Genomic DNA, 22,011 nt, shown 5'->3' with positions numbered 1-22,011 from the left:
TCCGCGTCGGCGGTGTCCTGTGGGGCATGGAACAATCGACAGTGCCTCACCGGTGTCAACAGGGAGCAGGAGACACAGCACGATGCGTATCGGAGTTCTCACCGCAGGCGGCGACTGCCCTGGCCTGAACGCAGTGATCCGGTCGGTCGTGCACCGAGCGGTCACCCAGTACGACGACGAGGTCATCGGCTTCGAGGACGGGTACGCCGGTCTGCTGGACGGCCGCTACCGCGCCCTCGGTCTCAACGAGGTCAGCGGCATCCTCGCCCGCGGCGGCACCATCCTCGGCTCCTCCCGGCTGGAGCGCGACCGGCTCCGCGAGGCCTGCGAGAACGCGGCGGACATCGTCAGCGACTTCGGCATCGACGCGCTGATCCCGATCGGCGGCGAGGGCACGCTCACCGCGGCCCGGATGCTGTCCGACGCCGGGCTGCCGGTGGTCGGCGTGCCGAAGACCATCGACAACGACATCTCCTCCACCGACCGCACCTTCGGCTTCGACACGGCCGTGGGCGTGGCCACGGAGGCCATGGACCGGCTGAAGACCACCGCCGAGTCCCACCAGCGTGTGATGGTCGTCGAGGTCATGGGGCGGCACGCGGGCTGGATCGCCCTGGAGTCCGGCATGGCCGCCGGCGCGCACGGCATCTGCCTGCCGGAGCGGCCCTTCGACCCGGCCGACCTGGTCAAGATGGTCGAGGAGCGGTTCGCCCGCGGCAAGAAGTTCGCGGTGATCTGCGTCGCCGAGGGCGCCCACCCCGTCGAGGGGTCCATGGACTACGGCCACGGCGAGATCGACCAGTTCGGCCACGAGCGGTTCCAGGGCATCGGCACGGCGCTGGCGTACGAGCTGGAGCGGCGGCTCGGCAAGGAGTCCAAGCCGGTCATCCTCGGCCACGTGCAGCGCGGCGGCACGCCGACGGCGTACGACCGCGTGCTCGCCACCCGTTTCGGCTGGCACGCGATCGAGGCCGCCCACCGCGGCGACTTCGGCCGGATGACCGCGCTGCGCGGCACGGACGTGGTGATGGTCCCGCTGGCGGAGGCGGTCACCGAGCTGAAGACGGTCCCGAAGGACCGCATGGACGAGGCGGAGTCGGTCTTCTAGGACCCCTGGCCCCCCCTGCGGGGCGGCTCAGCCGCTCATCTCCTTCTCGATCGCTGTCCAGAAGTATTCGGGCACCCGGTCGACGAGGTCCCGGCCGGCCGGGGTCGCCAGGTTGGCCCGGTAGGACTCGTTCAGCTCGCGCAGGACGTCCTCCAGGAGGCTGCGCTCCAGCGGCACGATCTTGGCGACCGCCCGGACGCAGCCCTGCCAGCGGGTGGTCACCGCGGTGCGCAGCAGCTCCGTGAGGCGGCCGTCCCGGCCGGTGACGGTGACGAAGTCCGGCAGCGACAGGGCGAGCACCCCGGCCAGCGCCGCCGACTGGCGGTCGGTGCCGCGCCACGCGTCCTTCTCCTCCATCCGCAGGTAGGAGCGGAGGTCGACGCCCGCGGCGCGGGCCACCTCCTCCGGGTCGAGCCCCCGGGCGACGCGGTGCTCGCGCAGCGTCCGGGGCCGGGCGACCAGGTCGTCCGGGGCACACCACAGCGCGCCCGCGAGGGCGGTCAGCTCACCGCTGCCGGGGCAGGCGGTGCCCTGCTCCCAGGCGAGGACGAGGTCGGGGCCGACGTAGGTCAGTCCGTAGGACACCCGCATGTCACGGGCGACGTGTTCGGGCCCCATGCCGAGGGCGGCACGGAGACGGCGGGCGGCGAGGGCGTCGAAGGGCGTGGCGGGCTGGTCCGTTCCGTCTGCGGGTCTGTCTTCGGGTCGGCGCACGGGCCACAAGGTAGGGGCGGGCGGGGGAAGTTGACTACCGTCTGTTCGGCCAGGAATACGGATCGTGGAAAGGTACGGCGGCGGAGTTTTTCGTACACCTCACCCCTTCACGGCGCCGCCGAGGGCGAAGCCGCCGCCCAGCCGCCGGGAGATGAGCACGTACAGCAGGATCACGGGTGTCGAGTAGACGATCGAGAACGCCGCGAGCTGGCCGTACGCCACCATGCCCCGGTTGCCGAAGAACTCGTTGATGCTGACCGAGGCCGGCATCCGGTCGGGGGTGAGCAGCAGCATGAAGGGGACGAAGAAGTTCCCCCACATCATCACGAACGAGAACACCGTCACCACCGCCACCCCCGGCCCCATCAGCGGCAGCACGATCCGCAGCAGGGACTGGAAGGACGACGCCCCGTCCGTCCAGGCGGCCTCCTCCAGCTCCTTCGGCACCCCGTCCATGAAGTTCTTCATCAGCCAGATGGCGAAGGGGAGTTGGGAGGCGGCGAAGAAGAGGATCGTCCCCTGCATGGTGTCGATGAGGTTCACCCGGACGAACAGGGCGTACACCGGCACCATGATCGCCGTGATCGGCAGGCACGTCGCGAAGAGGACGGAGACCAGGAACGGCCGGTTGAGCCGCGACCGGAACCGGGAGAGCGGATACGCGGCGAGGGCGGCGCACGCCACGGTCAGCGCCGTCGCGCCGCCGCAGAGGATCAGGCTGTTCAGTAGCGGTGTGAAGGTGATGTCGGCGGTGAGGATCGCGTCGAAGTGGTCCAGGGTGAGCCCGTCGGGGCTCTTCACCCTGAGCCCGGCGTCCGGGTCCACGGCGGACAGCACCACCCACAGCAGGGGCAGCGCGAACGCGGCGGCGGCGAGCAGCAGTCCCGTGTCGGCGGCGAGCCGGCGCCGGGAGCGGCGGACGGCCAGGGAAGCGCGGGCCATCGTCGTCACACCTCCGTCCGCAGCAGCCGCAGGTACACGACCGAGAACAGCGAGCCGATGACCAGCAGCAGCAGCGCGACCGCCGTGCCGTAGCCGATGAGGCTGTTCTGGAACGCCTGCTCGTACATGTACAGCGGCAGCGTCTGGCTCTTGCCGCTGGGTCCGCCCCGGGTCATCACCCAGATGAGCCCGAAGACCGACAGTGTCTGGAGAGTGATGAGCATCAGATTGGTGCCGACGGAGCGGCGGATCATCGGCAGGGTGACGTGCCACAGCCGCTGCCGGCCGCCCGCGCCGTCGACCTCGGCGGCCTCGGTGATCTCCTTGGGGATCTCGTCGAGCGCGGCGGAGTACACGAGCATGGAGAAGGCGGTGCCCCGCCACACGTTGGCGAAGGACACGGCGAGGATCGGCAGGGTGAACAGCCAGTTCTGGGTGGGCAGGTGGAGCTGGTCCAGTACGGCGTTGAGGGTGCCCTCCCGGCGGAAGAAGGCGTACAGCAGGAACCCGGCGACGACCTCGGGCAGCACCCAGGCGGTGACGACGACGGCGCCGGTCAGGGTCCGCACCGCCTTCGACGCGCGCCGCATCAGGAAGGCGAGCGCCAGTCCCAGGGTGTTCTGCCCGACGACGGCGGACACCACCGTGAACACCAGCGTCAGCCAGACGGCGTTGAGGAACGCGTCGTCCGTCACCGCCCGCCGGAAGTTCTCGATCCCGACGAACGACTCCTCGGCCTGCCCGGTGAGCTGGAGGTCGGTGAAGGCGATGACGACGCAGTAGACGATCGGGCCGACGAGGAAGAGGAGCAGCAGGACGACGGCGGGGGAGACGGGGAACGCCCGGACCAGGGCCCGGCGCGCTCCGCTCACTTCCGCACCACCACCTGGTTGTCGGTGGCGTCCTTCAGCGCGTCGTCGTAGCCGCGCGCGGCCTCGTCGACCGACATGTCGCCCGTCGTCACACCCTCCATGGCCTCCTGCACGGCGACCGACACCTTCGGGTACGCCGGATAGGCGGGGCGGTAGTGGCTGCTGGCGACGAGGTCGGTGAAGAACTCGATGCCGGGCTGGGCCTCGACGTACGCGGGGTCGGCGGCGACGTCCTCCCGTACGGCGATGCCGGAGTTGGCGACGTACCACTTCTGGGCGTTGGCCTTGGTCTGCATGGTCTTGATGAACTCGAACGCCAGGTCGGGATTGTGGGCCTTGGCCGGGACCGACCAGGCCCAGCCACCCGACATGCTCACCTTGCCGGGCGCCTGCCCGTTCTGCGTCGGCATCGCGGCCAGCCCCAGCTCCCGCGACCACTCGGGCCACTCGTGCCCGCTGCCCGGCAGCCAGTCCTGCGGCAGCCAGGACCCGTCGAGGGCGATGGCGAGCTTGCCCTTCGGCAGCAGATCGCCCCGGACCATGGTCATGATGTTGGGGTCGAGGGCGGTGGAGACGTCGGGCCCGAGCTTCTCCTCGAAGACGGTCTCGACGAAGGCGAGGGCGTCCTCGAACGCCCGGCTCCCGGCGATCCACTTCCTGGACCCCTTGTCGTACATCGGGTCGGTGGTCCCTTCCCCGGTCCCGTACAGCAGCATCTCGAAGGTCTGCATGGTGGCGGCCTCGCCGACGGGCTTGCCGGTGTAGATGTTGAGCGGGGTGACGCCGGGCACCTTCTTCTTGACGGCGCGGGCGGCGTCCAGCACCTCCTCCCAGCTCTTCGGCTGCCAGTCGGCGGGGAGTCCGGCCCTGGCGAAGATGTCCTTGCTGAACCACAGCCCCCGGGTGTCCGTCCCGTCCGGGACGCCGTACGTCTTGCCGTCCTCGCCGCGCGCCGAGTCCTTGCTGGTCTCGGCGAAGTGGTCCCAGTCGGCCCACTTCGCGAGGTAGGAGTCGAGCGGCTTCAGATACCCGCTGGTGATGTCGGAGTTGATGAGGAAGGTGTCCTCGTAGACCAGGTCGGGCGCGGTCTTGGGGGAGCGGAGCATCTGCTGGACCTTGGTGTAGTACTCCGAGTCCGGCGCCTTGATGGGAACCAGTTCGACGCTCTTCCCGGGGTGCGCCTTCTCGAACTGCTTCTTGATACCGGCGAGGAACTCGTCCGCCACTTTCACGGAGTTGTCCGTGGACTGCTTGAAGGAGACCCTCACGGTGTCCGGATCACTGCCGGAGCCGCCTCCGCAGGCGGTGAGGGCGGTGGCGGCGAGAACGAGGACGGTGAGGGCCGGAAGCACGGCGGTGGGGCGCACGGGCATGACCTCCTGCGGGCACGTCGCTGTGGCCGGGATGGCTGCGAGGCGAACGTAGGAGGCGGGGTCCGGTCAGGTCAATGAGTCGGTGCGGCAGACGGGGGTGCGGGACCGGATAAACGTGGGGGGCCCGGAAATCTTCCGCAACCTCTCCCCTGACCTCTGCCCGGACCTCTCCCCGGACCCGGCGGGTCCGGTCACGCCGGTACTGGATCGAGGTCGCCCCGTAGCCCCGGGACCAGAACAGTTCGAGTGCGCGCTCCAGGGTCTTGTCCATGGAACGTGGAACTGACCGGCAGGACGTCACTCATCACGGGTTCCGGCGCGATTGGCGGACTCGGGCACGCGACGGCCCGGGTGGTGGACGACCTCGGCACCGCCGCCACCGTGCGCTTCGTCACGGCTGACGTGTCCCGCCCGGCGGACGTACGGCGGCCGGCGGAGGAGCCGGGGGCCGCACCTCCGACCCGGCGGAGGTGGCCGAGGTGATCGCGTTCCTCGCGAGCGACCGGGCGGGCTACGTGACCGGGACGACCGTGGCCGCCGACGGTGCGACCGTCGCCATCACCGGCCGTTCACGGGAGAGGCTGGAGGAGGCCGCCCGGCACCTGGACGGACCGGTACTGCCGATCGTCAGCGACGCCGGCGACGTACCCGGCCAGGCGGCACTCGCGGCACGGCTGCGGGCCCCACCGTCACCAACGCGTTCGCGGCACTCGGCCCCGAACGCCAGGCCGCCCTCTACGAGGAACTCCGCCGGACCGTGCCGCTCCACCGCCTGGGCACCCCGACGGAACTGGCGAAGGCGGCCGTGTACCTGGCGTCGGACGAGTCGGCGTACACGGCGGGGACGGTGCTGCGGGTGGACTCCCGGCGGCGGGCCGAGGATGTGGGCCGCGCTGCCCGTTGCCCATCGGGCTACCGCCCCCGCACCCACCGGTACTGCAACTCCGGCCGCCCCACCGTCCCGTACTGCGGACGGCGCTCCGCGCGGCCCGTGTCGACCAGGTGTTCCAGGTAGCGGCGGGCCGTGATGCGGGAGATGCCGACCGTCTCGGCGACGCCCGCCGCCGTCAGGCCCTCCGCCGAGGCCCGCAGCGCGTCGGTGACCCGTTCCAGGGTGGGGCCGCTGAGTCCCTTGGGCAGCGCCGCCGGACCCGGTGCGCGCAGCGTGGCGATCGCCCGGTCGACCTCGTCCTGGCCGCTCGCCTCCCCGGCCGCGCCCCGGAACTCGGCGTACCGGACCAGGCGGTCGCGCAGGGTGGAGAAGGTGAAGGGTTTCAGGACGTACTGGACGACGCCCAGGGAGACGCCCTCCCGGACCACCGCCAGGTCCCGTGCCGACGTCACCGCTATCACGTCGGCGCGGTGACCGGCGGCGCGCAGGGAGCGGGCGAGCTGGAGACCGTGCACGTCGGGAAGGTGCAGGTCCAGGAGGATCAGGTCCACCGGGGTGCGGTCCAGCAGGCGGCGGGCCTCCGCGCCCGTGTGCGCCTTGCCGACCGCCGTGAAACCCGGCACCCGGCCGACGTACAGGACGTGCGCGTCGGCGGCGACCGGGTCGTCCTCCACCACCAGGACCCGGATGGGCTGCTGCTGCGCGGTCATGCGACACCCACCGTCAGCGGCAGCTCCGCCTCGAACGACGCCCCGCCGCCCGCCGCCTCCGTCACCGTCAGCGTGCCGCCGTGCCGGTGGACGGCCTGGCGGACCAGGGCGAGACCCAGGCCCCGGCCGGCCGGACCGGACGGCTTCGTGGTGTAACCGCGCTGGAAGACCAGGTCCGCGTGGGCCGGGTCGACCCCCGGCCCGGTGTCGTCGACCCGGACCACCAGCCGCTCCCGGTCCGTGTACGCCGTCACCGTCACCCGGGGGCGGACACCCCCCTGCGCCGCGTCCACCGCGTTGTCGATGAGGTTGCCGAGGATGGTCACCAGGTCGCGGGCGGGGAGAGACGGGGGGAGCAGCCCGTCGTCGAGGCGGCTCTCGGGCGACACCACCAGCTCCACGCCGCGCTCGTTGGCCTGCGCCGTCTTGCCCAGCAGCAGCGCGGCCAGCACCGGCTCGCTCACCGCCGCCACCACCTGGTCGGTCAGCGCCTGTGCCAGCTCCAGCTCCGCCGTCGCGAAGTCCACGGCCTCCTCCGCACGGCCCAGCTCGATCAGGGACACCACCGTGTGCAGGCGGTTGGCGGCCTCGTGCGCCTGGGAGCGCAGGGCCTGCGAGAAGCCCCGCTCACTGCTCAGCTCGCCCATCAGGGACTGGAGCTGGGTGACGTCCCGGAGGGTGACCACCGTGCCGCGCTGTTCGCCGCCGGAGACGGGCGAGGTGTTCACCACCAGGACGCGGTCGGCCGTCAGGTGCACCTCGTCCACCCTGCGCTCCGACGCCAGCAGCGCCCCCGTCAGCGGCGCCGGCAGCCCCAGCTCCGTCACCGGGACGCCGACCGCCTCGCCCGTCACCCCGAGCAGCTCCCGGCCGCCGTCGTTGATCAGCGCGATCCGGTGCCGCCCGTCCAGCATCAGCAGCCCCTCGCGCACCGCGTGCAGCGCCGCCTGGTGGTAGTCGTGCATCCGGCTCAGCTCGGCCGCGTTCATGTTGTGGGTGTGCCGCCGCAGCCGCGCGTTGATGACGTACGTACCGACCGCGCCCAGCAGCAGCGCCCCGGCCGCCGCGGTGACCAGCGCCGTCAGCTGCTCCTGCGCCAGCTTGCTGATCTCCTCGACCTTGATCCCGGCGCTGACCAGGCCGACGACGCGCCCGCCGTCCCGTACCGGCGTGACCGCGCGGACCGACGGGCCGAGCGTGCCGGTGTAGGTCTCGGTGAAGGTGCGGCCCCCCAGCGCGGCCTCGATGTGGCCACGGAACGTCCGCCCGATCTGCGCGGTGTCCGGGTGGGTCCAGCGCGTGCCCTCGGGGCTCATGATCGTGACGAAGTCGACGTCGGTGTCCGCCATGACCCGCACCGCGTACGGCTGGAGCCGCGCCGAGGGGTCGTCGGTGCGGATCGCCTCCCGCACCGACGGGGAGTCCGCGATCGACAGGGCGACCGCCCGCGCCTCCCGGCCCGCGGCGTCCTCGGCCTGCCCGCGGTCGTTGACGTAGGTGAACACCGCGTACCCGGCCACCAGCACCGCGATCAGCACGGCCTGCACGGCGAAGAGCTGGCCGGCCAGGCTGCGGGGACGGGGGACGCGCAGGTGCATGCCGTCAGTCTCCCTCTTGGTCCCGCGGTGAACTAAATGAACACAAGGGTGACCGCGCTCACAGGGCACGAGATAGTCACCGGGTTCCCCCCACCCCCGGACGTGAGCCGCACGCCGGTGACACCGACGTCGCCAAGGAGGGCCGCCGTGACCAGCGCAGCCGACAAGGCACCAGCCGCACCCCCCGCCAAGCGGGACCGCACGCACTATCTCTACATCGCGGTGATCGCCGCTGTGGCCCTCGGTATCGCCGTCGGTCTGATCGCCCCCGACTTCGCGGTCGAGCTGAAGCCGATCGGTACCGGCTTCGTCAACCTGATCAAGATGATGATCTCGCCGATCATCTTCTGCACGATCGTCCTCGGCATCGGTTCCGTCCGCAAGGCCGCCAAGGTCGGCGCCGTGGGCGGTATCGCCCTCGCCTACTTCATGGTGATGTCGCTGGTCGCCCTGGCGATCGGCCTGGTCGTCGGCAACATCCTGGAGCCGGGCACCGGCCTCGCGGTCACCGACGCGATCAAGGAGACCGGCCAGGCGCAGGTCGACGCCGAGGCCAAGGACACCACCGAGTTCCTGCTCGGGATCATCCCGACCACGATCGTCTCCGCCTTCACCGAGGGCGAGGTCCTCCAGACCCTGCTGATCGCCCTGCTCTGCGGCTTCGCGCTCCAGGCCATGGGCGACGCGGGCCGCCCGGTGCTGCGCGGCGTCGAGCACATCCAGCGCCTCGTCTTCCGCGTCCTCGCCATGATCATGTGGGCCGCCCCGGTCGGCGCCTTCGGTGCCATGGCCGCCGTCACCGGTTCGGCCGGTCTGGACGCCCTCAAGAGCCTGGCCGTACTGATGCTGGGCTTCTACGTCACCTGCGTGCTGTTCGTCATCGTCTTCCTCGGCGCCCTGCTGAAGATCTGCACCGGCGTCAACGCGCTCTCGCTCTTCAAGTACCTGGGCCGCGAGTTCCTGCTGATCCTGTCGACCTCCTCCTCGGAGTCGGCGCTGCCCCGCCTCATCGCCAAGATGGAGCACCTGGGCATCAGCAAGCCGGTGGTCGGCATCACCGTCCCGACCGGCTACTCCTTCAACCTCGACGGCACCATGATCTACATGACCATGGCGTCCCTCTTCATCGCCGACGCCATGGGCACGCCGATGTCCCTCGGCGAGCAGATCCCGCTGCTGCTCTTCCTCTTCGTCGCCTCCAAGGGTGCCGCCGGTGTCACCGGCGCCGGCCTCGCGACGCTGGCCGGCGGTCTCCAGTCGCACAAGCCCGCCCTGGTCGACGGCATCGGCCTGATCGTCGGCATCGACCGCTTCATGAGCGAGGCCCGCGCCCTGACCAACTTCGCGGGCAACGCCATCGCCACCGTCCTGATCGGCACCTGGACCAAGGAGATCGACAAGGAGCGGGTGGGCGAGGTGCTGGCCGGCCGCATCCCCTTCGACGAGAAGACGCTCCTCGACGACGGCCACGGCTACGGCGGTCCCGACGAGGCCCCCGCCGACACGGCCGAGGCGCCCGAGCAGGGCAGCGGCGACAAGGAACTCGCCAAGGCGTAGTCACCCCTGCCTTTCCCCCCACGGACCCCGGGCGGCTGAGAACTCCCCCCGTTGCTCAGCCGCCCGGTCCCCCCTCTCGCTCGACCTCCTCAACCGTTGCCTTGACGTCCGCGTCAAGGCATACGTTCGTCCGTATGCGAATCGGCGAGCTGGCCGCACGCGCCGGAACCACGACGCGCACGCTGCGGTATTACGAGTCGCGGGGGCTGCTGCCCGCGCGGCGGGACGACCTCGGACACCGGACCTACGACGAGAGCGACCTCAGGCTGCTCGACCAGATCCGGACGCTCAGGGACTTCGGCTTCGGCCTGGAGGAGACCCGGCCGTTCGTCGAGTGCCTCCGGGCGGGTCATCCCGAGGGCGACTCCTGCCCGGCGTCCCTCGCGGTGTACCGGCGCAAGCTGGCGGAGCTGGACGCGCTCATCGGCGAGCTGAGCGGGGTGCGCGCCACGGTGGCCGCACAGCTGGCGCGCGCCGAGTCGACGGCTGCGGAGAGCCCGGAGCCACGGTGCGAACTGGGAGGACACACATAGTGATCAACGGGGTGGACGAGGTCACGGACGCCGACTTCGCGGCGGAGGTGATCGCCTCGGAGCTGCCGGTGCTGGTGGAGTTCACCGCCGACTGGTGCCCGCCGTGCCGGCAGATGGGGCCGGTGCTCAGCGCCCTGGCGACGGAGGAGGCGGACCGCTTCCGGGTGGTCCAGCTGAACGTCGACCGCAATCCCGGCACCACCAACGCCTACAGGGTGCTGTCGATGCCGACGTTCCTGCTCTTCCGGGACGGCGAGCCGGTGCGGTCGATGGTGGGCGCCCGCCCCAAGCGGCGGCTGCTGGAGGAAGTGTCCGACGCCCTCCGAGGCCGGCCGGCCGAACAGGTCGGCACGGTGCGGACGGATTATTCATGAGACGACGGAAAGATGTCGGACTATCGCGAAACACAGTCCTTAGCCATATGACACCGACATGATGTGCTGTGCAGACTTCCGGGCGGCCGGGCGGTAGGGAGCTGCGCCGGGGGGTCTCAGGTCGATGGCGTTCAAGCCGGAACACACGAGTGCCGGTGGTGTCCGACCCGCCGAGCGGCACGGTGATCCCTATCCGGTGGTGACGGTGGACGCGTCCGGCCGCGTGCTGTCGTACAACGAGCGGGCGGGGAGCCTGCTGACGAGGATCTCCGTCGGTGCCGCGCTGAGCGATGTCGCGCCGCCCTGGCTGGTCGAGGCCCATCTGGAGCAGGCCGGACGTGCGGGCCGGGCCCCCTCGGCCTGGGCGGCCGGACGGATCTGCGGGCGCCGTGTCGAGGCGCTCGCCGGGCCGGGCGCGGACGGCGCGGTGACCTGGTGGCTGGTCGGCGACAGCGCTCCGCCGGGTACCGCGCGCAAGGCGCCGCCCGAACGGCGCAGGAGCGGACCGGCAGCACCGGAACTCTTCGCCGAACTGCCCGTCGCCCCGGACGCCGAGCACTGCGCGGCGGCGATCGTGACCCGGGCGGTCCGGCACCTGGCGGACGCGGCGGTCGTCGTCGGGACGTGCGACGGACCCGCCTTCCCCGTGATCCGGTGCGCCGCCGGCCGGCCGGTGGAGCAGGAGCGGACGGTCCTGGACACCGGCCGGCCGGCGGGCCTCGCGGAGGCGTTGCAGGGGCTCCCCACCCTGTCCTCCCGCTGGATCGACCCCCAGGAAATGCCGTCCTGGGCGATACCCCGGGGCTTTGTGGCCGACGCCGCCGAGGTCGGTTCCGTCGTCGTGCTGCCGTTACCGGGACACGGCGCGTCGGCCGGCTGCCTGATCCTGCTGCGCCACCGCCGGGAGGCGGCGTTCACTTCCGCCGAGGAGTCGCTCGCCCAGTCCTTCGCCGCCCGCGCGGGCGTCGCCCTGTCGGTGGCCCGCAGCCGGGCCCGCCAGGCGCGCGGCACCGAGGTTCTGCTGCGGGACCTGCTGCCGCCCGCCCTCGGCCCGGTGCACGGCATCTGCTTCTCCGGCCGCTACCGCGCCTCGACGGCGGACGAGCGCGTCGGCGGTGACTTCTACGACCTGCATCCCGCCGCCACACCGCGGCACGAGACGGTCGTGGTGCTGGGCGACGTGTGCGGCAAGGGTCTCGAAGCCGCGGTGACGGGCGGCAGGATCCGCCACGCGCTCCGGGCCCTGCTCCCGTTCGCCGCCGATCACACCCGGCTGCTCACCCTCCTCAACAGCGCGCTGCTGACCGCGCCCCGCACCCCCTTCGCGACCCTGGTCCTGGTGACCGCCGTGCGCCGGGACGCACAGGTACGACTGCGTATCTCCGGCGCCGGCCATCCCCCTCCGCTCGTCGTGCGCACCACCGGCCGGGTCGAGGAGGTCGGGACCGGCGGCATGCTGATCGGCGCGTTCACCGACCCCGGCGAGTTCGGGACCGCCGAGGTCGTCCTGCGGCCGGGCGAGACCTGCCTGCTGTACTCCGACGGCATCACCGAGGCGCGCGGCGGCCCCCTGGGCGACGCGATGTTCGGCGAGGGCAGGCTGCGTACGGTGCTGGCCCGGTGCGCCGGAATGCCGGCCGAGGTGGTCACCGAACGCGTGCTGATGATCGCCGACCAGTGGGTGGGGGAGGGGCGCCGCGACGACATGGCCGTCCTGGCGATCACCGCGCCCCGAGACGTTCGTTCGACATCCCCGGGCGCGACCGCCCCGAAAGGTGAAGCACATGACCGGTGACAAGGACACGCACCTTCCCGCTTCCGCTTCCGCTCTCACCGAGCCGCGTGAGCGGTTGTGGCAGGCGCTGGGTGACGGCGACGAGACGCGGGCCGTCGCCGTCGTGCGGGACGCGCTCGGCACGGCGGGGCCCGGTCCCTCGGCCGCCGGTCAGCTCCGCGCGGCGGCCGAGCGGGTCCTGCTGGAGCTGATCGCACCGGTCCAGGAGCGGGTGGGCCGGGCCTGGGCGGCCGACGAGATCACGGTGGCGCGGGAACACGCCGCCACGGCGATCAGCGAGCGGTGCGTCGCCGCCGTCGCCGACGCCACGGCCGCCGCCCGCCGCGTCCCGTGCGCGGGCAGGGTGCTGGTCGCCTGCGTCGACGGCGAGTGGCACGCCCTGCCGGCCCGTCTGGTCAGCGAGGTGCTGCGGCTGCGGGGCTGGCGCGTCGACCATCTCGGCGCGCACGTCCCCACCGGACACCTGGTCGAGCACGCGCGGAGTACCGGCACCCAGGCGGTGCTGCTGTCCTCGTCCATTCCGACGCTCCTGCCCGGCGCGCACAACGCGATCAGCGCGTGCCGGAGCGCCGGTCTCCCGGTGCTCGCCGGAGGGGCCGCGTTCGGCGAGCGGGGTGAGTACGCCCGGCCCATGCGGGCCGCGTGGGCCAAGGACGCGGCCGACGCGGCCGCGCTGCTCGGCCGGGGCCTGGAGCCGCCCACCGCGCACCCGGTCGGCCTGCCCGATCTCGACCTGCCGCACCTGGCCGACCAGGAATACACCATGGTCCGCCGGTCCCGGCACCAGTTGGTCAGGCGGACCCTCGCCGACGTCGAGGCGGGATTCCCCGAGATGCGCCGGTACAGCGACTACCAGCACGAGCGCACGGTCGAGGACATCGACTTCATCGTCGGCCACCTCGCCACCGCGCTCTACGTGGACGACCCCGCCCTGTTCACGAGGTTCATCAGGTGGACCGCGGACGTCCTGGCGGCCCGCGACGTCCCGCCGCGGTGCCTGATCCCCGCCCTGGAATCGCTGCTGGGCCAGTTGAAGGACTTCCCCCGCGTGGCCGGTGTCCTCACCGCCGCCCGGGACGTCCTCTGAACGGCGTCCGAACAGCGAAAAACCCCCGAGCAATTGCGCTCGGGGGTTTCCTCTGCGTACATTAGGTCGTTCGCGACTTTATACAGAATTGAGTCGCAAAGAAGTTCATGTCGACAGTATATCCGGGCGGGAGCCGAATTGTCAAACACCGAATTTCCGGACGATGAATTGCTCCACGAGCAGAAATTCATCGACGGGCTGTACGCGCGTGTGGACGCGCTGCGCGGCGACACCGAGTCCTCGGTGACCGACGCGCTCGCGCAGGGCAACACCCCGATGCAGGCCAGGCTGGAACGGGACATCCTGGTCGTCGAGCGCTCCGGGCTGCTCGCCGCGCTGAACGCGGTGGACGGCTCCCTCTGCTTCGGCCGGATCGACCTCACCGACGGCTCCGACCACCACATCGGCCGGATCGGGCTGCGCGCCGACGACGCCGAGCGCACCCCGGTCCTCATCGACTGGCGGGCCGACGTCGCCCGCCCGTTCTACCTGGCCACCGGACACACCCCGATGGGGCTGCGGCGCCGCCGGCACATCACCAGCGACGGCCGCCGGGTCACCGCCCTGCACGACGAGATCCTCGACCTCGGCGACGCGACCCGCACCGGCCACGAGGACCCGACCGGCGACGCCGTGCTGCTCGCCGCCCTGAACTCGGCGCGCACCGGCCGCATGGGCGACATCGTGCAGACCATCCAGGCCGACCAGGACCGCATCATCCGCGCCCCGCACCGCGGCGTCCTCGTCGTCGAGGGCGGCCCCGGCACCGGCAAGACGGCCGTCGCCCTGCACCGGGCGGCGTACCTGCTCTACGAGCACCGCGAGCTGCTCGCCAAGCGCGCCGTCCTGATCGTCGGCCCGAACCCCGCCTTCCTCGGCTACATCGGCGAGGTGCTGCCCTCCCTCGGCGAGACCGGCGTGCTCCTCGCCACGGTCGGCGAGCTGTTCCCCGGCGTGCGGGCGACGGCCGCCGACACCCCCGAGGCCGCGGCCGTGAAGGGCCGGGCGGAGATGGCGGACGTCCTCGCCGAGGTGGTCCGCGCCCGGCAGGCGCTGCCGGACCCGGTGATCGCCATCGAGCACGACCGCGAGATCCTCATGCTCGACGACGACCTGGTGGCCGTCGCCCGGGAGCGGACCCGCTCCGCGAAGCTCCCGCACAACGCGGCCCGCGAGCACTTCGAGGGGTACATCCTCAACACGCTCACCGACATGGTCGCCGAGCGCATCGGCACCGACCCCTACGACGGCTCCAACCTCCTCGACGCGAGCGACGTCACCCAGATCCGCGACGAACTCGCCGAGAACCGCGAGGTCTGGGCGGCGATCGACCGGCTCTGGCCCCGGATCACCCCCCGGCGCCTGGTCGCGGACTTCCTGGCCGCGCCGGAGGAGTTCCTGTCCGCCGCGGACGCCGCCGCCGTACGCCGCCCGGTGACCCGCCGCTGGACCGTCTCCGACGTACCCCTCCTGGACGAGGCCGCCGAACTCCTCGGCGAGGACGACCGCGTCGCCCGCGCCCGCGCCGAACGCGAGCGGGAGGAGCAGGTGGCGTACGCGCAGGGGGTCCTCGACGTGTCGTACGCCTCCCGGACGTACGAGTTCGAGGACAAGGACGCGGAGGACTCCGAGATCCTCTCCGCGCACGACATCATCGACGCCGAGCGGTTCGCCGAGCGGCAGGAGGAGGACGACCACCGCAGCGCCGCCGAGCGCGCCGCCGCCGACCGGACCTGGGCGTTCGGCCACATCATCGTCGACGAGGCGCAGGAACTCTCCCCGATGGCGTGGCGGCTGCTGATGCGGCGGTCCCCGACCCGCTCGATGACCCTGGTCGGCGACCCGGCGCAGACCGCCGAGGCGGCCGGGGTCGGCTCCTGGTCCGAGATCCTCGCGCCCTATGTCGGGGACCGCTTCGACCACACCCGTCTCGGCGTCAACTACCGCACCCCCGCCGAGATCATGGAGCTGGCGGCGGCCGTGGTCCGCGCCGCAGACCCGTCCTTCGAACCGCCCGGCTCGGTACGGTCCACGGGCGTACGCCCCTGGGTGCGCGCCACCGGCGACCTCCCGTCGGCCGTCACCGAGGCGGTCGCCGAACTCACCCCCGACGAGGGCCGCCTCGCCGTCATCGCCCCGCGCGACCTGCACGAGCGGATCGCCGCCCGCCTCGACGGTGTGACGGCGGGCACCGAACCCGACCTGACCCGGACGGTCGTCCTCCTCGACCCCCGCCAGTCCAAGGGCCTGGAGTTCGACTCGGTCCTGGTCGTCGAACCCGCCCGCTACGGCACCAGCGACCTGTACGTGGCCCTGACCAGGGCGACCCAGCGGCTCGGCGTCCTGCACACCGAGCCGCTGCCGCCGGGGCTCGCGGACGCCGGCTAGGCCGGCCGCAGCCAGAGGGCCGCCAGGGGCGGCAAGGTCAGGCGGATGCTCGCCGGGCGGCCGTGCCACCCCTGGGGTTCCGGCTTGACCGGTTCGGGGTTCACGACGTCGGAGCCGCCGTAGCGGGCGGCGTCGGTGTTGAGGATCTCCTGCCAGGCGGGGACGGAGTCGGGGACGCCGAGGCGGTAGTCGTGCCGGACGACCGGGGAGAAGTTGCACACCGCGAGGAGCGGGGCGCCGTCGGCGTCGTACCGGAGGAACGCGAAGACGTTGTCCTCGGTGGCGTCGCCGACCACCCACTCGAACCCCGCCGGGTCGGTGTCCCGCTGCCACAGCGCCGGGCTGTCCCGGTAGACGGCGTTCAGGTCGCGGACGAGGTCCCGCACGCCCCGGTGGTCCGGCTCCGCGCCGTACCCGGTGTCGAGCAGCCACCAGTCCGGGCCGTTCGCCTCCGACCACTCCGCGCCCTGCGCGAACTCCTGCCCCATGAAGAGCAGTTGTTTGCCCGGATGGGACCACATGAAGGCGAGGTAGGCCCGGACGTTCGCGCGCTGCTGCCACCAGTCGCCCGGCATCTTCGACACCAGCGACCGCTTGCCGTGCACCACCTCGTCGTGCGATATCGGCAGCACGTAGTTCTCGCTGTACGCGTACACCATCGAGAACGTCATCTCGTGGTGGTGGTACTTGCGGTGCACCGGTTCGTGGGAGACGTACTCCAGCGAGTCGTGCATCCACCCCATGTTCCACTTCAGCCCGAAGCCGAGGCCGCCGAAGCCGCTCGGGCCCTGGTGGTGGGTGGCCCGGGTGACGCCGTCCCAGGCCGTGGACTCCTCCGCGATGGTCACCACACCCGGGCAGCGCCGGTAGACGGTGGCGTTCATCTCCTGGAGGAACGCCACCGCGTCCAGGTTCTCCCGGCCGCCGTGCTCGTTCGGCGTCCACTCGCCCGGCTCGCGCGAGTAGTCCAGGTACAGCATCGAGGCGACCGCGTCGACCCGCAGCCCGTCGATGTGGAACTCCTCGCACCAGTACACGGCGTTCGCCACCAGGAAGTTGCGCACCTCGCGCCGCCCGAAGTCGAACTCCAGCGTCCCCCAGTCGGGGTGCGCGGCCCGCGCCGGGTCCTCGTGCTCGTAGAGCGGACGGCCGTCGAACTCGGCCAGTGCCCAGTCGTCGCGCGGGAAGTGCGCCGGCACCCAGTCCATCAGGACGCCGATCCCGGCCCGGTGCAACGCGTCCACCAGGTACTTGAAGTCGTCCGGGGTGCCCAGGCGCGCGGTCGGCGCGTAGAAGCCGGTGACCTGGTAGCCCCAGGAGCCGCCGAAGGGGTGCTCGGCGACCGGCATCAGCTCCACGTGGGTGAAGCCGAGGTCCTTGACGTAGGCGGGCAGTTCCTCGGCCAGCTCCCGGTAGGACAGCCCCGGCCGCCAGGACGGCAGGTGCACCTCGTACACCGAGAACGCCGACTCGTGCACGGGCGTCACCGCGCGGCGGGCCAGCCACGCGGCGTCCCCCCACTCGTGGACGGAGGAGTGCACGACCGACGACGTGTCCGGCGGTTCCTCGGTGCGGCGGGCCATCGGGTCGGCGCGCAGCGTGCGGGAACCGTCGGGCCGGGTGATGTCGAACTTGTACAGCTCGCCCTCGCCGACCCCCGGCAGGAACAGCTCCCAGATCCCGGACGAACCCAGCGAGCGCATCGGGTCGCCGGTGCCGTCCCAGTAGTTGAAGCCGCCGGCGACACGGACGCCGCGGGCGTTCGGCGCCCACACGGTGAAGCGGGTGCCGGTCACCCCCGAGACGGTGGTCGGGTGCGCGCCGAGCGCCTCCCACAGCCGCTCGTGCCGGCCCTCGCCGATCAGGTGCAGGTCCAGGTCACCGAGGGTCGGCAGGAACCGGTAGGCGTCCTCGACCTCCCGCACGGCACCCTCGTACGTCACCACCAGCCGGTACTCCGGGACGACCTGCGGCAGCGGCAGCAGGCCCGAGAAGAACCCGTCCCCGTCGTCGTGCAGCTCGGCCCGGAACTCCCCGGCGACCGCGGTCACCGACAGCGCGTACGGCCGGAAGGCCCGGAAGGCGATCCCGCCGGGCACGGGGTGGGCGCCGAGCACGGCGTGCGGATCGTGGTGCGTGCCCGCGAGGAGCCGGGCGCGGTCCTCGGCGGGGACGGCGGGGCTCACGACGGGGGCGGTCGCCTTGACCGTGGCGGTGGCCGAAACGGGCGAGGTCTTCGCGGCGGAAGAGGTCTTCGCGGGGGTGGCCTTCTTGGCCGTGGCCTTCTTGCTCACGGCCTTCCTGGTGGTGGGTGCCTTCGCCTGGGCCGTCTTCTTCGCGGTCTTCTCGGCCGCTTTCTTCGCCGTACTCTTCGCCGTGCTTTTCGCCGTCTTCTTCGGATCCCGGCCGTCGGACGGGGGGCGGGGGGTCACGGGCGGAGCCTCCTAGGGACAGGGAGATGAGGGGGTCAGGCCGGTTCCGACGAGGCCAGGCGGCGCACCGCGGAGAGCGGCACCGGCAGCCAGTCGGGCCGGTGCCGGGCCTCGTACACGACCTCGTAGACCGCCTTGTCGGTCTCGTAGGCGTCCAGCAGCACCGGATCCGTGCGCGGATCGACGCCGCTCGCCTCGGCGTACCCGGTGCAGTACGCGGCGCGGCAGTGCTCGGCCCAGCCCGGGGCCACGGTGCCGGCCGAGTGCGCGGCGTAGTCGAAGGAGCGGAGCATCCCGGCGACGTCCCGGGCCGGCGGCTGCGGCAGCCGCCGTTCGGCGAGCGGCTTCGCGGGCTCGCCCTCGAAGTCGATCAGCGACCACGCCCCGGCGGGCGACCGCAGGCACTGCCCGAGGTGCAGGTCGCCGTGGACGCGCTGGGCGGTCCAGGTGCGGCCCTCGGCCGCGAGGTCGCCGAGCGCCGTGTACGCCGAGCGCAGCCCCGGCGCGTACGGCCTGAGCGCCGGCACCGCGTGCACCGCCTCCTCAAGCCGCCGGGTCATCCCGTCGACGAGCTGCTCCAGCTGGCCGCGGCCCAGGGTGACCACCGGCAGGGCGCGGGCCAGCGCGGTGTGCACCTCGGCCGTGGCCCGGCCCAGCGCCCGCGCCTCGGCCGTGAAGTCCTCGCCCTTGGCCAGCTCCCGCAGGGCCAGCTCCCAGCCGTCGGTCGCGCCCTGGACGTAGGGCTGGAGCACGCCGAGGACCCAGGTCTCGCCGGCCAGCTCGGCCGTCATCCACGCCGTCGGCGCCGGCACCCGGGGAGAGCCGGCGCGGGCCAGCGCCAGCGGCAGCTCCAGGTCGGGGTTGACGCCGGGCACGATCCGGCGGAGCAGCTTGAGAATGAACGTATCTCCATAGACGACCGAGGAGTTGGACTGCTCGGCCGTCATCAGGCGGGGCACCAGGCCGGTACGGATCTCCTGCCGGGGGTCCCGCTCGAAACGGAGCCCGCCGATCCGGGCCCCGGAGCGCAGTGCCTCCAGGACCACCTCGGCGGGCCGGGTGTCGTGCAGGGCGTCGTAGACCGTCCGTCCGGTCAGCGGGCCCTGGCGTACGTGTCCGATCAGCGCGGGCGCCAGCCGGGGCGGCAGCGCCTCGCGCACACCTATCAGCAGTTGGTAGCAGTCGCCCGGGTGCTCGGGGGCGCCCGGCGCGGGGACGGCCGGCTGGTGGGTGCGGACCACGAGGTGGACGAGGCCCAGCCGGCCGGTGGACGGCAGGAGGTCGGTGGCCGAGACGAGCGAGAACCCGGTGACCGGACGCCCTTTGCCCGCGAACCAGCGCTGCCGTGGCAGCCACTCGCGCAGGAGGGGGTCCAGTGACGCGAGGAGGCCGGGCGAGCTGGTGACGGTACGGGTGTCGGCTTGCGACATGGCGGCGCGTCCCTTCCCCGGGATCGTCGGGGGGCGATTACTTGTGCGTGCCCCGGGCGGGGCGGTGGAAACCGCCCCGCCCGGCCGTTCTAGGCGGCGTCCGCGCGGAGCCGGAACCAGTAGAAGCCGTGCCCCGCGAGGGTCAGCAGGTAGGGCAGCTCGCCGATGGCCGGGAAGCGTACCCCGCCGAACAGCTCCACCGGATGCCGTCCGTGGAACGCGCTGAGGTCCAGCTCCGTGGGCTGCGCGAACCGGGAGAAGTTGTGCACGCAGAGGACCAGGTCGTCCTCGAACTCGCGCAGGAACGCCAGCACCGCCGGGTTGGTCGACGGCAGCTCGCTGTACGTGCCGAGGCCGAAGGCCGGGTTCTGCTTGCGGATCTCGATCATCCGGCGGGTCCAGTGCAGCAGCGACGACGGCGACGACATCGACGCCTCGACGTTGGTGACCTGGTAGCCGTAGACCGGGTCCATGATCGTCGGCAGGAAGAGCCGGCCGGGGTCGGACGACGAGAACCCGGCGTTGCGGTCCGGGGTCCACTGCATCGGTGTGCGCACCGCGTCCCGGTCGCCGAGCCAGATGTTGTCGCCCATGCCGATCTCGTCGCCGTAGTACAGGATCGGCGAGCCCGGTAGGGAGAGGAGCAGGGCGGTGAACAGCTCGATCTGGTTGCGGTCGTTGTCCAGCAGGGGCGCGAGGCGCCGCCGGATGCCGATGTTGGCGCGCATCCGCGGGTCTTTGGCGTACTCCGCCCACATGTAGTCGCGTTCCTCGTCGGTGACCATCTCCAGGGTCAGCTCGTCGTGGTTGCGCAGGAAGATGCCCCACTGGCAGCGGGCGGGGATGGCCGGTGTCTTGGCGAGGATCTCGGAGACCGGGTAGCGCGACTCGCGGCGCACCGCCATGAAGATGCGCGGCATGACCGGGAAGTGGAACGCCATGTGGCACTCGTCGCCGCCGCTCGGATAGTCGCCGAAGTAGTCGACGACGTCCTCCGGCCACTGGTTGGCCTCCGCCAGCACCACCGTGTCCGGGTACTGGTCGTCGATCTCCTTGCGCACCCGCTTGAGGAAGGTGTGGGTGGCGGGGAGGTTCTCGCAGTTGGTGCCCTCCTCCTGGTAGAGGTAGGGCACCGCGTCGAGCCGGAAGCCGTCGATGCCGAGGTCCAGCCAGAACTTCAGGGCGGAGATCATCTCCTCCTGCACGGCCGGGTTCTCGTAGTTGAGGTCCGGCTGGTGGGAGAAGAAGCGGTGCCAGAAGTACTGCTTGCGGACGGGGTCGTAGGTCCAGTTGGACGCCTCGGTGTCGACGAAGATGATCCGCGCGTCCTGGTACTGCTTGTCGTCGTCGGCCCAGACGTAGTAGTCGCCGTAGGGGCCGTCGGGGTTCTGGCGCGACTCCTGGAACCACGGGTGCTGGTCGCTGGTGTGGTTCATGACGAAGTCGATGATGACGCGCATGCCGCGCTGGTGGGCGGCGTCGACGAACTCCACGAAGTCCGCCAGGTCGCCGAACTCGGGGAGCACGGCGGTGTAGTCGGAGACGTCGTAACCGCCGTCCCTGAGCGGTGACTTGAAGAAGGGCGGGAGCCACAGGCAGTCCACGCCGAGCCACTGCAGATAGTCGAGTTTGGCGGTCAGTCCCTTCAGGTCGCCGACCCCGTCGCCGTTGCTGTCCTGGAAGGAGCGGACGAGCACCTCGTAGAAGACGGCGCGCTTGAACCAGTCCGGGTCGCGGTCCTTGGCCGGGGTGTCCTCGAAGGTGTCCAGTACGGGCTCATTGACGATCATGTTGTGGGTGACCCTCCGATCTGCGGGTTGGACGGTCGCAGAACCACGAAGACGTGCGCGGGCCGGTGGCCCGGGTCCAGGCGCACATAGTTGGTCCTGCCCCAGTGATAGGTCTCACCGGTGAGCTCGTCGCGCACCGGCACCGACTCGTGCCAGTCCAGGCCGAGTTGCGGCATGTCCAACGAGACCGTCGCCTCCTGGGTGTGGTGGGGGTCGAGGTTGACGACCACCAGAACAGTGTTCGAGCCCTTCCGCTTCGAGTAGGCGATCACCGCGTCGTTGTCGGCGTGGTGGAAGCGGAGGTTGCGGAGCCGGCGCAGCGCGGGGTGGGCGCGCCGGATGGTGTTGAGGCGGGTGATCAGGGGTGCGATGGTGCGGCCCTCGCGGGCGGCGGCGTCCCAGTCCCGGGCTTTGAG

17 protein-coding genes and 1 pseudogene are annotated in these 22,011 nt (G+C 71.7%); 8 read left to right on the top strand and 10 right to left on the bottom strand.

Features of this window, described 5'->3' with window-relative positions; translation table 11 throughout:
* Positions 1-82 precede the first annotated feature (82 nt).
* On the top strand, positions 83-1,108 hold the full coding sequence (locus UW392_RS21575) for an ATP-dependent 6-phosphofructokinase (RefSeq protein ID WP_320776704.1): 1,026 nt from the start codon (positions 83-85) through the stop codon (positions 1,106-1,108).
* A 27-nt stretch (positions 1,109-1,135) separates the two neighbouring features.
* Here the strand turns inward: UW392_RS21575 and UW392_RS21570 are convergent, their stop codons facing one another.
* From UW392_RS21570 to UW392_RS21555, 4 genes are all read right to left on the bottom strand, one after another.
* Positions 1,136-1,831, bottom strand: a complete 696-nt coding sequence (locus UW392_RS21570; protein WP_414496537.1) for a helix-turn-helix domain-containing protein — start codon at positions 1,829-1,831, stop codon at positions 1,136-1,138.
* Positions 1,832-1,921: 90 nt separating this feature from the next.
* The gene (locus tag UW392_RS21565; protein WP_320776702.1) at positions 1,922-2,764 is read right to left on the bottom strand and encodes a carbohydrate ABC transporter permease; all 843 of its coding nucleotides are present in this window, start codon (positions 2,762-2,764) and stop codon (positions 1,922-1,924) included.
* 5 nt (positions 2,765-2,769) lie between these two features.
* Positions 2,770-3,636, bottom strand: coding sequence for a sugar ABC transporter permease (locus UW392_RS21560; RefSeq protein WP_320776701.1), 867 nt, complete (start codon positions 3,634-3,636; stop codon positions 2,770-2,772).
* The gene (locus tag UW392_RS21555; RefSeq protein ID WP_320776700.1) at positions 3,633-5,009 is read right to left on the bottom strand and encodes an extracellular solute-binding protein; all 1,377 of its coding nucleotides are present in this window, start codon (positions 5,007-5,009) and stop codon (positions 3,633-3,635) included. Before UW392_RS21555 ends, UW392_RS21560 begins: the two co-directional genes overlap by 4 nt.
* A gap of 733 nt (positions 5,010-5,742) precedes the next feature.
* On the opposite strand from UW392_RS21555, the pseudogene UW392_RS67035 reads away from it, so the two are divergent.
* Positions 5,743-6,024, top strand: a pseudogene (locus UW392_RS67035) (SDR family oxidoreductase); the annotation flags it as partial.
* Here the strand turns inward: UW392_RS67035 and UW392_RS21545 are convergent.
* Positions 5,922-6,611: a response regulator gene (locus tag UW392_RS21545; RefSeq protein WP_320776698.1), complete on the bottom strand. Its 690-nt coding sequence runs from the start codon at positions 6,609-6,611 to the stop codon at positions 5,922-5,924. The pseudogene UW392_RS67035 and the gene UW392_RS21545 sit on opposite strands and share 103 nt — an antisense overlap.
* On the bottom strand, positions 6,608-8,209 hold the full coding sequence (locus UW392_RS21540) for a sensor histidine kinase (RefSeq protein WP_320776697.1): 1,602 nt from the start codon (positions 8,207-8,209) through the stop codon (positions 6,608-6,610). Before UW392_RS21540 ends, UW392_RS21545 begins: the two co-directional genes overlap by 4 nt.
* Before the next feature lie 147 nt (positions 8,210-8,356).
* On the opposite strand from UW392_RS21540, the gene UW392_RS21535 reads away from it, so the two are divergent.
* The 6 genes from UW392_RS21535 (at position 8,357) to UW392_RS21510 (ending at position 15,943) form a co-directional block, all read left to right on the top strand.
* Positions 8,357-9,766: a cation:dicarboxylate symporter family transporter gene (locus UW392_RS21535; protein WP_320776696.1), complete on the top strand. Its 1,410-nt coding sequence runs from the start codon at positions 8,357-8,359 to the stop codon at positions 9,764-9,766.
* Positions 9,767-9,900: 134 nt separating this feature from the next.
* Positions 9,901-10,299 (top strand): MerR family transcriptional regulator, encoded by a 399-nt coding sequence (locus UW392_RS21530; protein ID WP_320776695.1) that lies wholly within the window; start codon positions 9,901-9,903, stop codon positions 10,297-10,299.
* Between the two features lie 11 nt (positions 10,300-10,310).
* Positions 10,311-10,673 (top strand): thioredoxin family protein, encoded by a 363-nt coding sequence (locus UW392_RS21525; RefSeq protein ID WP_320776757.1) that lies wholly within the window; start codon positions 10,311-10,313, stop codon positions 10,671-10,673.
* Between the two features lie 124 nt (positions 10,674-10,797).
* Positions 10,798-12,468 carry a GAF domain-containing SpoIIE family protein phosphatase gene (locus tag UW392_RS21520; RefSeq protein WP_320776694.1) on the top strand — a complete coding sequence of 557 codons (1,671 nt, stop codon included), beginning with the start codon at positions 10,798-10,800 and terminating at the stop codon, positions 12,466-12,468.
* Positions 12,458-13,555, top strand: coding sequence for a cobalamin B12-binding domain-containing protein (locus UW392_RS21515; RefSeq protein WP_320776693.1), 1,098 nt, complete (start codon positions 12,458-12,460; stop codon positions 13,553-13,555). Before UW392_RS21520 ends, UW392_RS21515 begins: the two co-directional genes overlap by 11 nt.
* Before the next feature lie 168 nt (positions 13,556-13,723).
* Positions 13,724-15,943 (top strand): AAA family ATPase, encoded by a 2,220-nt coding sequence (locus tag UW392_RS21510; protein ID WP_320776692.1) that lies wholly within the window; start codon positions 13,724-13,726, stop codon positions 15,941-15,943.
* Here the strand turns inward: UW392_RS21510 and glgB are convergent.
* From glgB to UW392_RS21490, 4 genes are all read right to left on the bottom strand, one after another.
* Positions 15,940-18,375 carry a 1,4-alpha-glucan branching enzyme gene (glgB, locus tag UW392_RS21505; RefSeq protein ID WP_320776691.1) on the bottom strand — a complete coding sequence of 812 codons (2,436 nt, stop codon included), beginning with the start codon at positions 18,373-18,375 and terminating at the stop codon, positions 15,940-15,942. The genes UW392_RS21510 and glgB overlap by 4 nt on opposite strands.
* Before the next feature lie 35 nt (positions 18,376-18,410).
* Entirely contained in the window at positions 18,411-19,805 is a 1,395-nt protein-coding gene (locus UW392_RS21500) for a maltokinase N-terminal cap-like domain-containing protein (RefSeq protein ID WP_320776690.1), read from the bottom strand.
* Positions 19,806-19,894: 89 nt separating this feature from the next.
* Entirely contained in the window at positions 19,895-21,595 is a 1,701-nt protein-coding gene (gene treS / locus UW392_RS21495) for a maltose alpha-D-glucosyltransferase (RefSeq protein WP_320776689.1), read from the bottom strand.
* Positions 21,592-22,011: alpha-glucosidase C-terminal domain-containing protein (locus UW392_RS21490; protein WP_320776688.1), on the bottom strand; the 420-nt coding region annotated here is incomplete at its 5' end. The genes treS and UW392_RS21490, both read right to left, overlap by 4 nt.

The organism is Streptomyces sp. CRN 30, from assembly GCF_034105845.1.
The sequence above is the reverse complement of the archived record's forward strand: the minus strand, read 5'-3'. Positions and strand labels throughout refer to the sequence as shown.